Here is a 12244-nt window from a genome sequence, read left to right as displayed (position 1 = left end):
CCTTGGCGCGTCTTAAAAGACGCGCGGCGCTGTAGAGCCTTGCGCTTAGACCGCCATTGCCGTTATTGCATGTCGGCAAATCAGGATGACGCGTTCCCGCCTGCCCGATCTGCCGGACGCTTCGCCTTTACCTCGTACAGACAAGCCGGAGCCCACCCATGTCGCTGCCCGATAAAGCCTTTCCCGTCTCCTGGGACCAGTTCCACCGCGATGCCCGCGCCCTCGCATGGCGCCTTGCCGACAACGGCCAGCAATGGCGCGCCATGGTCTGCATCACGCGCGGCGGTCTGGTTCCTGCGGCGATCATCTGCCGCGAACTCAATATCCGCATGATCGAGACCGTCTGCGTCGCGTCCTACCACGACTATGACACGCAGGGTCAGATGAAGGTGCTGAAGGGCATCGCGCCCGAAATCGCCGAGAATGGTGGCGAAGGCGTGTTGATCGTCGACGACCTGACCGATACCGGCAAGACCGCCGCGGAAGTGCGCGCCATGCTGCCGAAGGCGCATTTCGCCGCCGTCTACGCCAAGCCGAAGGGCCGGCCGATGGTCGACACCTTCGTTACCGAAGTGAGCCAGGACACCTGGATCTACTTCCCTTGGGACATGGGCTTCACCTATCAGGAGCCGATCGCCAAGGGTACGCGCGGCTAAGAGCCGGGCATTCGACCCAAGCGACTCGGGCAATCCCTTCGCCGAGGGCCGGTTGCTTGAGGCGCTGCTTAGCCGCCCTCACGCCATTGGCGGTATGGCGCCGATCAATGTCTCGGCTGTCAGTCCCCGCCCGGCCTGACTGCCGGCCGCACCGTGTCGCCAGACGGCGGCGGCCGCCGCCTCGAAGGCCGGCATCCCCCGAGCAAGATGTGCGCCGGCGATACCGGCGAGAACGTCTCCCGAACCGGCGGTTGCCAGCCATGGCGGCGCATTGTTGTTGATCACGGCCCGGCCGTCGGGTGCGGCAATCACCGTGTCTGCTCCCTTGTAGACGATGACAGCGTGGCTGACGCGCGCCGCCGCCTGCGCCTTCTCAATCTTGGAGAGGGTGTCGTCGCCGGCAATATCGGGAAAGAGGCGGGCAAATTCGCCTTCATGCGGCGTCATGACCATCTGGCCGCCGGCTCTTGCGAGCGCGGAGAAGAGCTCTTCGCGGTTCGCCTGGAACGATGTGATGCCGTCGGCGTCGAGCACGAACGACCGGTCGCAGAGTGCCAGCACAAAATCCCTCGCCTTCTTGCCGACGCCGAAACCCGGCCCAAGGACGAAGCTACCCAAGCGGTGATCCTGCAGCCATTTCGTCAGGTCTCGCTTACCCTCCACTTCCTTCACCATCACGGCGGTCAACTGCGACGCGTTGATGCTGAGCGCGGCCTTTCCCGTCGCCACCGTGACCAATCCGGCGCCGGCCGCAAGGCCGGCCGTTGCCGCCAACCGCGCGGCGCCCGTCGCTTGCCGATCCCCGGAAAAGACGACGAGATGACCACGCTTGAACTTGTGCGTCGATGGGGCGAGATCATCACCCCAGCCCGACCAGACGGCCGGCGAATTCAGACGCAGTCGGCCGGCTCCGGCCAGCACGATGCGCGGCGGAATCCCAATATCGAAGACTTCGAGCGTTCCGCACAGGGATCGGCCAGGCAAAAGCCAGTGGCCCGGTTTCGGCGCCATGAAGGTTACCGTGTGGCGGGCTGCGAAAGCTGCGCCACGGATTTCACCGGTCCGTCCATCAATGCCGCTTGGCAGATCGACGGCAATGACCGGGAGCTTGCTTGCGTTGACACGCTCGATCAGTTGAACGGTCTCACCCGAAAGATCGCGCGAGAGCCCTGCCCCGAACAGCGCATCGATGACGACATCGCCGACCCGTGGTTCGAATACGTCAAGCGACGCCACCGCTCCGTGCCATTCCGACCGCGCCCGTGCGGCGTCGCCCCGAAGTGCTCCTGGGTTGCCGAGTGCAAAGACCGCGACGTCCGCGCCACTCTCCGCGAGACCGCAAGCGGCGACATAACCATCGCCGCCGTTATTGCCCGGCCCGCAAAGCACGACGAAACGGAGAGCATCCGGGCAGTATCGCAGCGCCGCAGCGGTCACGGCCAGCCCGGCGTTGCGCATCAGTGTAAAGCTATCGATGCCGGATTGGGCGGCCGCCTGATCGATTGCCGTCATTTCCGAGGGCGTGATCAACAAGTGCTGAAGTTCGGAGCGCATGGCCGAGACTTATCCATGCCCGGCGGCGCGAAGCAAGGCCCACCGTCGCGGCACACAATATGCCCACTAATTATGCATATGCACATATTTGTTGCTCAAATAACGTGCGCCACCATGTCAATGACCAAAGGCAGCGGCCAAGACCGGGCAACTTTCGATCGGAAATCATAAAAATTAGGCAGATCACCTCCCGGAATGGCATGGAAACGCCGCAATCCGGGTCTCGGCAGCAGATTTTTTGTTATTCCGACAGATTTTCGCAGAAAAACTGGCATGCAACGTGCATATTCAGGGCGAGCGGGCATGATCCTGCTTTAAAGGGAGAAGCGGAGAGACATTTTCTCATGAAAAAGATCGAAGCGATCATTAAGCCCTTCAAGCTCGACGAAGTGAAGGAAGCCCTTCAGGAAGTCGGCCTGCAGGGCATTACCGTCACGGAAGCCAAGGGCTTCGGGCGACAGAAGGGCCACACGGAGCTTTATCGCGGTGCCGAATACGTGGTGGACTTCCTGCCGAAGGTAAAGGTCGAAGTCGTGCTGGCGGATGAAAACGCGGAGGCCGTCATCGAGGCGATCCGCAATGCCGCGCAGACCGGCCGCATTGGTGACGGAAAGATTTTCGTTTCCAATGTGGAAGAAGTCATCCGAATTCGCACGGGCGAAACCGGCCTCGACGCCATCTGATATCTCACGGGCCGTCCGGCCCGGTTTCTTTTCAAACCTCGTCATCTCACACAGGGAATTACGGCAAATGACGACTGCAAGCGATATTCTGAAGCAAATCAAGGACAATGACGTCAAGTTCGTCGACCTGCGCTTTACCGACCCCAAGGGCAAGCTGCAGCACGTAACGATGGACGTCGTCTGCGTCGATGAAGACATGTTCGCCGACGGCGTCATGTTCGACGGCTCCTCGATTGGCGGCTGGAAGGCGATCAACGAGTCCGACATGGTGCTGATGCCCGATCCGGAAACAGCGCATATGGACCCGTTCTTCGCGCAGTCGACGATGGTCATCATCTGCGACATTCTGGACCCGGTTTCCGGCGAAGCCTACAACCGTGACCCGCGCGGCACGGCCAAGAAGGCGGAAGCCTACCTCAAGGCCTCCGGCATCGGCGACACCGTCTTCGTCGGCCCGGAAGCCGAGTTCTTCGTTTTCGACGACGTCAAGTACAAGGCCGATCCGTACAACACCGGCTTCAAGCTCGACTCCTCGGAACTGCCGTCGAACGACGACACCGACTACGAAACCGGCAACCTCGGCCACCGTCCGCGCGTCAAGGGCGGCTATTTCCCGGTTCCGCCGGTCGACAGCTGCCAGGACATGCGTTCGGAAATGCTGACGGTTCTCGCCGAGATGGGCGTGACGGTCGAAAAGCACCACCACGAAGTGGCTGCCGCCCAGCATGAGCTCGGCGTCAAGTTCGACGCGCTGGTTCGCAACGCCGACAAGATGCAGATCTACAAGTACGTCGTGCACCAGGTTGCCAATGCCTATGGCAAGACCGCAACCTTCATGCCGAAGCCGATCTTCGGCGACAACGGCTCGGGCATGCACGTGCACCTGTCGATCTGGAAGGACGGCAAGCCGACCTTCGCGGGCGACGAATATGCCGGCCTGTCGGAAACCTGCCTCTACTTCATCGGCGGCATCATCAAGCATGCCAAGTCGCTGAATGCCTTCACCAACCCGTCGACGAACTCCTACAAGCGTCTCGTCCCGGGCTATGAAGCGCCGGTTCTGCTCGCCTATTCGGCCCGCAACCGTTCGGCCTCCTGCCGCATTCCGTTCGGCACCAACCCGAAGGCCAAGCGCGTCGAAGTCCGCTTCCCGGATCCGACCGCCAACCCCTACCTCGCCTTCGCAGCCATGCTGATGGCGGGCCTCGACGGCATCAAGAACAAGCTGCACCCGGGCAAGGCCATGGACAAGGACCTCTATGACCTGCCGCCGAAGGAACTGAAGAAGATCCCGACCGTCTGCGGCTCGCTGCGCGAAGCGCTCGAAAGCCTCGACAAGGATCGCAAGTACCTGACCGCCGGCGGCGTGTTCGACGACGACCAGATCGATTCCTTCATCGAACTGAAGATGCAGGAAGTGATGCGCTTCGAAATGACCCCGCATCCGGTCGAGTACGACATGTACTACTCGGTCTAAGACCATGCCCACCGGCAACATCGACTTTGCTGCCGGCACGGTAAGAGCATGAAGAGCCGGCGGTTCCTCGAAGGGCCGCCGGTTTTTCTTTCGGCTTTCGCTTTCGTCCGCGGAGGTGGCCCCTTGCGCAGGCGGCACCATTTGCGGAATTGTGTGATATTATGATGGCGGCAACCTTTGCGCGTCCAGCCGGGCGCACGGCGCCGAAGGTCAACGCAGGGCGGAAGGGAGATCCCTATTGATGTTTTGGGTTCGCCAACCCAGATAATCTCCTGAAAGGATGTGTTGCGTCATGAAACAAAGAAACGCCAAATTCGAGATCGGACAGGTGGTTCGCCATCGGATTTTCCCGTTCCGCGGCGTCATTTTCGACGTCGATCCGGAATACGCCAACACCGAAGAGTGGTGGAACGCTATTCCGCAGGAGATCCGCCCAAGCAAGGATCAACCCTTCTACCATCTGTTCGCCGAAAACGATGACAGCGAATATGTCGCCTACGTTTCCGAGCAGAACCTGGAGTTCGACGATAGCGACCGGCCGATGCGCCACGCCCAAGTCGATGCTCTGTTCGATAAGGATGGCGTTGGCCACTACAGGCCCAAGGCGACTTTCCGTCACTGAAGCATGCCGCATAAGTGCGTAGCAGCTTTGCGATGAAATGCCGAAAGCTCAAAGCGCAAGGAGCGAACCGGAAAGATCGCGACGTGCTTCAGGGCTTTTGCCCCGGATAAAATGAAAACGCCCGGACGTTAAGTCCGGGCGTTTCTTTTGGGATCGCGAAGGATCGCTCAGTTCTGCTTGGCAGCCTTCTGGGCTTCCTCGAGCTTTTTGCGGGCGTCCTCGGCCTTCTTCTGCATTTCTTCCTGCAGCAGGCGCTGACGCTCTTCGAGCTGCGACTGTTCGATCGGCTCGCCGTCGAACACACCAGTGAAGCCCGTGAGGGCCATCTTGATCGGATTCGGCGCGCGCTGGAAGTTGACCGACGTGAAGACGACTTCGTTGCCCTTCTTCAGGCTTGCGATCAGTTGGTCGGAGAGCGGCGCTTCGGCAACGCACTTGTCCGGCATGCAGATGGCGTAGTCGAGCTTCACCGGCTTGCCGCCGTCGATCTGCATCTGGACACCGGTCGGGATGAGGCGTGCGGACGGTACGGAAACCTGCAGGACCTTGCGATTGACCTTGCCGCTTACGGTGATGAGGCCGACAGCGGTCACGAGCTGGCCGTTATTGGCGGTCAGCAGGTTCTGAACGATGCAGACGTCATTGTCTTCCTGCTTGGTGCAGACCTTGAACCAGCCCTGCGGCGGCTTGCCACCCGCCTGCTGGGCGGATGCAACACCCGGCACGCCCGCAGCAGCTACAGAGAGCGCCAGCGCTGCCATACCCGAGCGTTTGGTAAAATTCGACTTGAAGATCATTGTGATTCCGTCTCCTGAAATCCGGTAACGGAACAATTCGTTCCGCAGGTGAGTATCGTCAGCCGCCGTTGTCCTGTTGGCCAAATAAGGCAAATGCATGACCCCGTTTCCGGAAACACCTGTTACATTGGCTCGCTTCGATTATCCAGTGTTTCCTGTCATTTTTTGACTTGCGACTGGGTGGAATTTGGGCGGCGGATCGGTTGGATTCATCGGTCACCGTTGGTAACGTTTAGGGAATCGGCCTGTTGATACCCCTTCACGGGAGGTGACTTTGCGTTCAATTCTCTCCGGTCTGGCACTGCTCATGACCGTCACTTCGTTCGCCAACGGCGCGGCAGCCGCTCCTGTCCATGCCATTGCCATGCACGGCGAGCCGGCGCTGCCAGCCGATTTCAAGAACTTTCCCTACGTCAATCCGAACGTGAAGAAGGGCGGGAAGATCTCTTACGGCGTCGTCGGCAGCTTCGACAGCCTCAATCCCTTCATCCTGAAAAGCATGCGCACGACGGCGCGCGGCATGTGGGACCCGGAATACGGCAACCTCGTCTACGAATCGCTGATGCAGCGCTCGCGCGACGAGGCCTTCACCATGTACGGCCTGCTCGCCGAATCGGTCGAATGGGATGACGATCGGACCTTCATCCAGTTCAACCTCAATCCCAATGCCCGCTGGGCCGACGGGCAGCCGGTCACCGCTGAAGACGTCATCTTCAGCTTTGAACTGCTGCGCGACAAGGGACGGGTTCCCTTCAGCAACCGCCTGGCCAAGGTGGCAAAGATGGAGAAGGTGGGCGACCGCAGCGTCCGCTTCACCTTCACCGAAGAAGCCGACCGCGAACTTCCACTGCTGCTCGGGCTCTCGCCGGTGCTGCCGAAGCATGCGATCGACGTTGCGACCTTCGATCAGACGAGCTTGAAGCCGCCGCTCGGCTCCGGTCCCTATCGCGTCGCCGAAGTGAAGCCCGGCGAGCGCATCGTCTACAAGAGAAACCCGGACTATTGGGCGAAGGACCTGCCGTCGAAAGTCGGCCAGGACAATTACGACGAAATCTCCGTCGAGTATTTCCTCCAGGAAAATTCGCTGTTCGAGGCGTTCAAGAAGGGCGAAATCGACATCTATCCGGAAGGCAGCGCCACCAAGTGGGCACGCGGCTATGATTTCCCGGCTGTCCGCACCGGCGAGGTCGTCAAGGAAACCTTCAAGCCGAAGACGCCCTCGGGCATGCTTGGCATCGTCTTCAACACCCGCAGGCCGATGTTCGACAACCTCAAGCTCCGGCAGGGTCTGGCGCTGGTGTTCGACTTCGAGTGGGTCAACAAGAACCTCTTTGACGGCGCCTATACGCGCACCCAGAGCTACTGGCAGAATTCGACGCTGAGCTTCCTCGGTGCGCCGGCCGACGACCGCGAACTCGGCCTCATCGGCGATGCGCGCGACCGGATCAATCCGGCGATTCTCGATGGCACATACCGGCTGCCGGTGACCGACGCCTCCGGTCGCGATCGCAACGTGCTGCGCGTCGCCGTTTCGCTGATGCGGGAGGCCGGCTTCCAGATAAAGGACGGTAAGATGGTGGACGCCAACGGCGCACCGCTCGCCTTCGAGATCATGAGCCAGAATGCCGGCCAGGAAAAGATTGCGCTTGCCTACCAGCGCTTTCTCGCCCCGCTCGGCATTCAGGCTTCAGTGCGCACCGTCGACGATTCGCAGTACCAACAGCGCAGCCAATCCTTCGACTACGACGTGATTATCAAGTCCTTCCCGTCGACTTTGTCACCCGGCGTCGAACAGGTCGGGCGCTGGTCCTCCCAGTCGCGAGACCGGCAGGGAAGCGACAATTTTGCCGGCGTTGCCGACAAGGATGTCGACCGCATGATCAACAATATTCTCCAGGCCCGGACGACCGAGGACTTCACGGCCGCCGTGCGTGCGCATGACCGGTTGCTGATCAACAATTTCTATCTGGTGCCGCTCTATCACCTCGACGCGCAGTGGGTGGCCAGGCACAAGCATATCGGCCGCCCCGATGTATTGCCGCTTTACGGCTATCAACTTCCGACCTGGTGGGATCAAAACGCACAGTAGAGGGTTGGTTCCCTTTTGGTAACGCATTGAAAGCCGGGTGAAACCGGCTTATCTCGCCGATATACCAAACAAGGAAAGGCACCCGCACCATGGAAACCGTCAGCATCGATATCGTCTCGGACGTCGTCTGCCCCTGGTGCTATCTCGGCAAGGCAAGGCTCGATCAGGCGATTGCCAATGTCCCGGACGTGCTCGTCACGGTCAATTGGCGTCCCTATCAACTCAATCCCGACCTGCCGCCCGAAGGCGTCGACCACAAGCAGCACCTAGCCGCAAAGCTCAGCGGCCAGGCAGCCGTCGATCGCGCGCATGACATGCTGCGCGAACTCGGAAACGCCGACGGCATTGCCTTCGACTTCGATGCCGTGAAGATCAGCCCGAACACGCTCGATGCCCATCGGCTCGTGCGCTGGGCTGCAACCAACGGCGAACCGGCGCAATCGGCCGTCGTCGGCATGCTCTTCAAGGCGAATTTCGAAGAAGGTCGCAACATCGGCGATCACGCCGTGCTGCTGGATATCGCGGAGAAGGCCGGTCTCGATCGGCCGGTCATCGCCGCATTGCTGAGCTCCGACGCCGACAAGGACGCCGTCAAGGAAGAGGTCGGCATGGCACGCGAGATGGGCGTGACCGGTGTGCCGTGTTTCATTCTCGACGGACAATATGCCGTGATGGGAGCGCAAACAGTCGACGTATTGACGAACGCGCTGCGCGAAATCGCGCAAATGAAGGCGAGCGGCAAGCCCAACTGAGTAGCCCTGCTGCATGTCTAAAGTGCTACAGCGACCTTTGCGCGTCTGAAAAGCCGCGCGGCGCTGGTCTGGCGCTGCCGCAGCTCGCGGCAGCGCGCTACCCAACGTGGCTACTTCGCTAGGCCCGCGAGCTGCGTCATCACCATCGCAGCGCCTGAAAGGCGCTTCTCCGGCGTTGCCAGCTCCCTTTGGAAGAAGATGCTGTGATCCGGCCGGATCTTCGCCAGCGTGCCCTGCTTGGCGATGTAACCGACGAGTGCGGCCGGGTTCGGGAACTCCTTGTTGCGGAGCTGGACGACGACCCCCTTCGGCCCGGCATCGAGCTTCTCGACATTCGCGGTGCGGCAGAGCGACTTGATGTAGACGATCTTCAGGAGGTGCTGGACCTCGATCGGCAGCGGCCCGAAGCGGTCGATCATCTCGGCGCCGAAGCCGTCGATTTCCTTGAGATCCGTCAGTTCGCCGAGGCGACGATAGAGTCCAAGCCTCAGATGCAGGTCCGGCACGTAGTGTTCGGGGATCATGACCGGAGTTCCGACCGAGATCTGCGGCGACCAGCCGGTATCGTGGATTTCTTCCTCACCCTTGAGCTCGGCGACCGCTTCCTCGAGCATCTGCTGGTAGAGTTCGAAACCGACCTCCTTGATATGGCCCGACTGTTCCTCGCCGAGCAGGTTGCCGGCGCCGCGGATATCGAGATCGTGGCTGGCAAGCTGGAAGCCGGCGCCGAGCGTGTCGAGCGACTGCAGCACCTTCAGCCGGCGCTCGGCCGTTCCCGTGAGCGTCTTGTTGACCGGCAGGGTGAAGAGCGCGAAGGCACGCACCTTCGAGCGGCCGACGCGGCCGCGAAGCTGGTAGAGCTGGGCGAGGCCGAACATGTCGGCGCGGTGCACGATCAGCGTATTGGCCGTCGGGACATCGAGACCGGATTCGACGATCGTCGTCGACAGAAGCACGTCGTAACGCCCGTCGTAGAAGGCGTTCATGATGTCTTCGAGCTCGGTCGCCGGCATCTGGCCGTGCGCGACCGCCACCTTCAGCTCCGGAACGTCGGATTTCAGGAAGTCATGGATCTCCGAGAGATCGCTCAAGCGCGGGCAGACATAGAAACTCTGGCCGCCGCGATAGTGCTCGCGCATCAGCGTTTCGCGGATCACCAGCGCGTCGAAGGGCGAGATGAAGGTGCGCACCGCCATGCGGTCGACGGGCGGCGTGGTGATCAGCGACAGTTCGCGAACGCCGGTCAGGGCGAGTTGCAGCGTGCGCGGGATCGGCGTTGCTGACAGCGTCAGCACGTGCACGTCGGACTTCAACTCCTTCAGCCGTTCCTTGTGCTTGACGCCGAAGTGCTGCTCCTCGTCGATGATCAGCAGGCCGAGATTGGCGAAATTGACCGAGGTGCCGAGCAGCGCATGGGTACCGACGACGACATCGGTCTTGCCATCGGCCACCTCCTTCTTCGTCAGCGCCAGTTCCTTCGAGCCAACGAGACGAGAAGCCTGCTGGATGCGGATCGGCAGACCGCGGAAGCGCTCGGAAAAGGTCTTGAAATGCTGGCGCGCGAGCAGGGTCGTCGGCACGACGACGGCAACCTGCACGCCATTCATCGCTGCGATGTAGGCGGCACGCAGTGCCACTTCCGTCTTGCCGAAGCCAACGTCGCCGCAGACGAGCCGGTCCATGGGGCGGCCGCTGCCGAGATCGTCGCGCACTGCCTCGATCGAGTTCAGCTGATCCTCCGTCTCGTCATAGGGGAAACGGGCGGCGAATTCGTCATAGACGCCATCCTGAGCGACGAGAACCGGCGCCCGGCGCGTATGGCGTTCGGCGGCGATGCGGATGAGACCACCCGCCATGTCGAGCAGCCGCTTCTTGAGCTTGGCCTTGCGCGCCTGCCAGGCGACGCCACCGAGCTTGTCGAGGATCGCATCGGTCCCCTCCGCACCATAGCGCGACAGAAGCTCGATGTTTTCGACCGGCAGGAACAGCTTGGCATTGTCGGCGTAGACAAGCTCGAGGCAATCGTGTGGCGCTCCGACGGCCTCGATGGTGCGCAGCCCGACGAAGCGGCCGATACCGTGCTCGGCATGAACGACATAGCTGCCCTCGTCGAGGCCCGCGACTTCGGCGATGAAGTCGGCGCCGCGCTTGCGGCGCTTCGAACGCCGCACCATGCGGTCGCCCAGGATATCCTGTTCGCCGATGATCACGAGATCGCCGGTCTCGAAGCCGGCCTCAATGCTGAGAACGGTCGATCCCGCCTCGCCCGGCTTCAGGCTCTTGACCTCGGCCAGCGCCTTGATCGGCTTGATGTTGCCGAGACCGTGTTCGACGAGCACCTGCAGCAGGCGGTCGAGCGATCCCTCGCTCCAGCCGGAAATCACCACCTTGGCGCCCTTCGAACGGCGCTCGGCAATGTACTTGACCGCCTGGTCGAAGACGTTGACGCGCTCGCCATCGGTCTCGCCCTCGCCCGCTGACTTCGCCCAGCGCATGCCCTGCCGCGCGTCGACCGATATCACTTGTCGGGCTTCGCCTTCATGCTCGTTGAACGGCGACAGGCGAATGGCGTCGCGCGAGGCGAGCGCAGCGTTGAAAGCCTGCGAATTCAGATAGAGCAGTTCCGGCGGAACCGGCTTGTAGGGCGTGCCTTGGGTGGCCTGCGCCTTGCCGGGAGAGGCCGACGCCAGGCGGGCATCGTAATAGTCGAGAATGAGCTTCGAGCGTTCGGCGGCGGCCTCACGCGCCAGATGGTCGGTGACGATGCGGAAACCGTCGAGATAGTCGAAGACCGTCTCCAGCCCATCGTAGAAGAGCGGCAGCCAGTGCTCCATGCCGGCGTAACGCCGCCCTTCGGAGACAGCCTGATAGAGTGCATCGTCGCGGGTCGTGGCGCCGAAGAGCGACAGATACTGCCTGCGGAAGTGGCTGATCGTCTCCGGCGTCAGCGACACCTCGCTCATCGGGTTGAGATCGAGAGAGCGGACCTGGCCGGTCGTGCGCTGGCTGGCGGGATCGAAGGAGCGGATGGTCTCAAGCGTGTCGCCGAAGAAATCGAGACGCAGCGGCTCGCCGCTGCCGGGCACGAAAACATCGAGGATGCCGCCGCGCACCGCGTATTCGCCGACTTCGCGCACCGTCGCGACCCGCTCGAAACCGTTGCGCTCGAGCCGGGTGGCGATGTCATCCATGCGCACCTGATTGCCCGGACGGGCCGAAAACGCCAGGCTCTCGATCACATCCCGCGGTGAGATCTTTTGCAGGGCGGCATTGACCGTCACCAGCACGATCGCCGCATGCGGCTTCTTCTTGTGCGCGATTAGCGCGCTGAGTGCCGCGAGACGCCGTGCTGACGTGTCGGCGCTCGGCGACACGCGGTCATAGGGAAGGCAGTCCCAGCCGGGCAGCGTCAAGACCGGAATATCGGGCGCCATGAAGCCCAGGACCTGCTCAAGATCCGCGATCCGCTGGCCGTCCGACAGAATATAGGCGACCGGCTGGCCCGCCCGCGCAAGTTCGGCCAGAACCAGTGCCTCGGCACCGGCGGGAACCGGGCCGATCGTGATCTCCCGCTGCGCTTCGACGATCTTCTTCGGATCAAGGCCAACCAACAT

General features: G+C 61.8%; 9 protein-coding genes. 6 read left to right on the top strand and 3 right to left on the bottom strand.

Annotated elements, in window-relative coordinates; translation table 11 throughout:
- The first annotated feature begins 158 nt into the window (after nt 1-158).
- Entirely contained in the window at nt 159-656 is a 498-nt protein-coding gene (gene gpt / locus QM996_RS06900) for a xanthine phosphoribosyltransferase (RefSeq protein ID WP_500269798.1), read from the top strand.
- Between the two features lie 78 nt (nt 657-734).
- Here the strand turns inward: gpt and QM996_RS06895 are convergent, their stop codons facing one another.
- Entirely contained in the window at nt 735-2210 is a 1476-nt protein-coding gene (locus QM996_RS06895; protein WP_500269797.1) for an NAD(P)H-hydrate epimerase, read from the bottom strand.
- Nucleotides 2211-2554: 344 nt separating this feature from the next.
- On the opposite strand from QM996_RS06895, the gene QM996_RS06890 reads away from it, so the two are divergent.
- The 3 genes from QM996_RS06890 (at nt 2555) to hspQ (ending at nt 4992) form a co-directional block, all read left to right on the top strand.
- Nucleotides 2555-2893 (top strand): P-II family nitrogen regulator, encoded by a 339-nt coding sequence (locus QM996_RS06890; RefSeq protein WP_003528058.1) that lies wholly within the window; start codon nt 2555-2557, stop codon nt 2891-2893.
- Nucleotides 2894-2960: 67 nt separating this feature from the next.
- Nucleotides 2961-4370, top strand: a complete 1410-nt coding sequence (gene glnA, locus QM996_RS06885; RefSeq protein ID WP_173516495.1) for a type I glutamate--ammonia ligase — start codon at nt 2961-2963, stop codon at nt 4368-4370.
- Nucleotides 4371-4662: 292 nt separating this feature from the next.
- Nucleotides 4663-4992 carry a heat shock protein HspQ gene (gene hspQ, locus QM996_RS06880; RefSeq protein WP_429820207.1) on the top strand — a complete coding sequence of 110 codons (330 nt, stop codon included), beginning with the start codon at nt 4663-4665 and terminating at the stop codon, nt 4990-4992.
- A gap of 167 nt (nt 4993-5159) precedes the next feature.
- Here hspQ and QM996_RS06875 read toward each other — a convergent pair whose 3' ends face one another.
- Nucleotides 5160-5789, bottom strand: a complete 630-nt coding sequence (locus QM996_RS06875) for an invasion associated locus B family protein (RefSeq protein ID WP_173516493.1) — start codon at nt 5787-5789, stop codon at nt 5160-5162.
- A gap of 307 nt (nt 5790-6096) precedes the next feature.
- Between QM996_RS06875 and QM996_RS06870 the strand changes: the two genes are divergently transcribed.
- Both QM996_RS06870 and QM996_RS06865 read left to right on the top strand, forming a co-directional pair.
- Nucleotides 6097-7878, top strand: coding sequence for an extracellular solute-binding protein (locus tag QM996_RS06870; RefSeq protein ID WP_500270265.1), 1782 nt, complete (start codon nt 6097-6099; stop codon nt 7876-7878).
- 89 nt (nt 7879-7967) lie between these two features.
- Entirely contained in the window at nt 7968-8630 is a 663-nt protein-coding gene (locus QM996_RS06865) for a DsbA family oxidoreductase (protein ID WP_500269796.1), read from the top strand.
- Between the two features lie 110 nt (nt 8631-8740).
- On the opposite strand, the gene mfd is transcribed toward QM996_RS06865, so the two are convergent.
- Nucleotides 8741-12244 (bottom strand): transcription-repair coupling factor, encoded by a 3504-nt coding sequence (gene mfd, locus QM996_RS06860; RefSeq protein ID WP_500270264.1) that lies wholly within the window; start codon nt 12242-12244, stop codon nt 8741-8743.

Source organism: Sinorhizobium chiapasense (genome assembly GCF_045277575.1).
Taxonomy (GTDB): Bacteria; Pseudomonadota; Alphaproteobacteria; order Rhizobiales; family Rhizobiaceae; genus Ensifer; species Ensifer chiapasense_A.
Note: the sequence above shows the minus strand (reverse complement) of the source record. Positions and strands in the feature narration are given on the sequence as shown.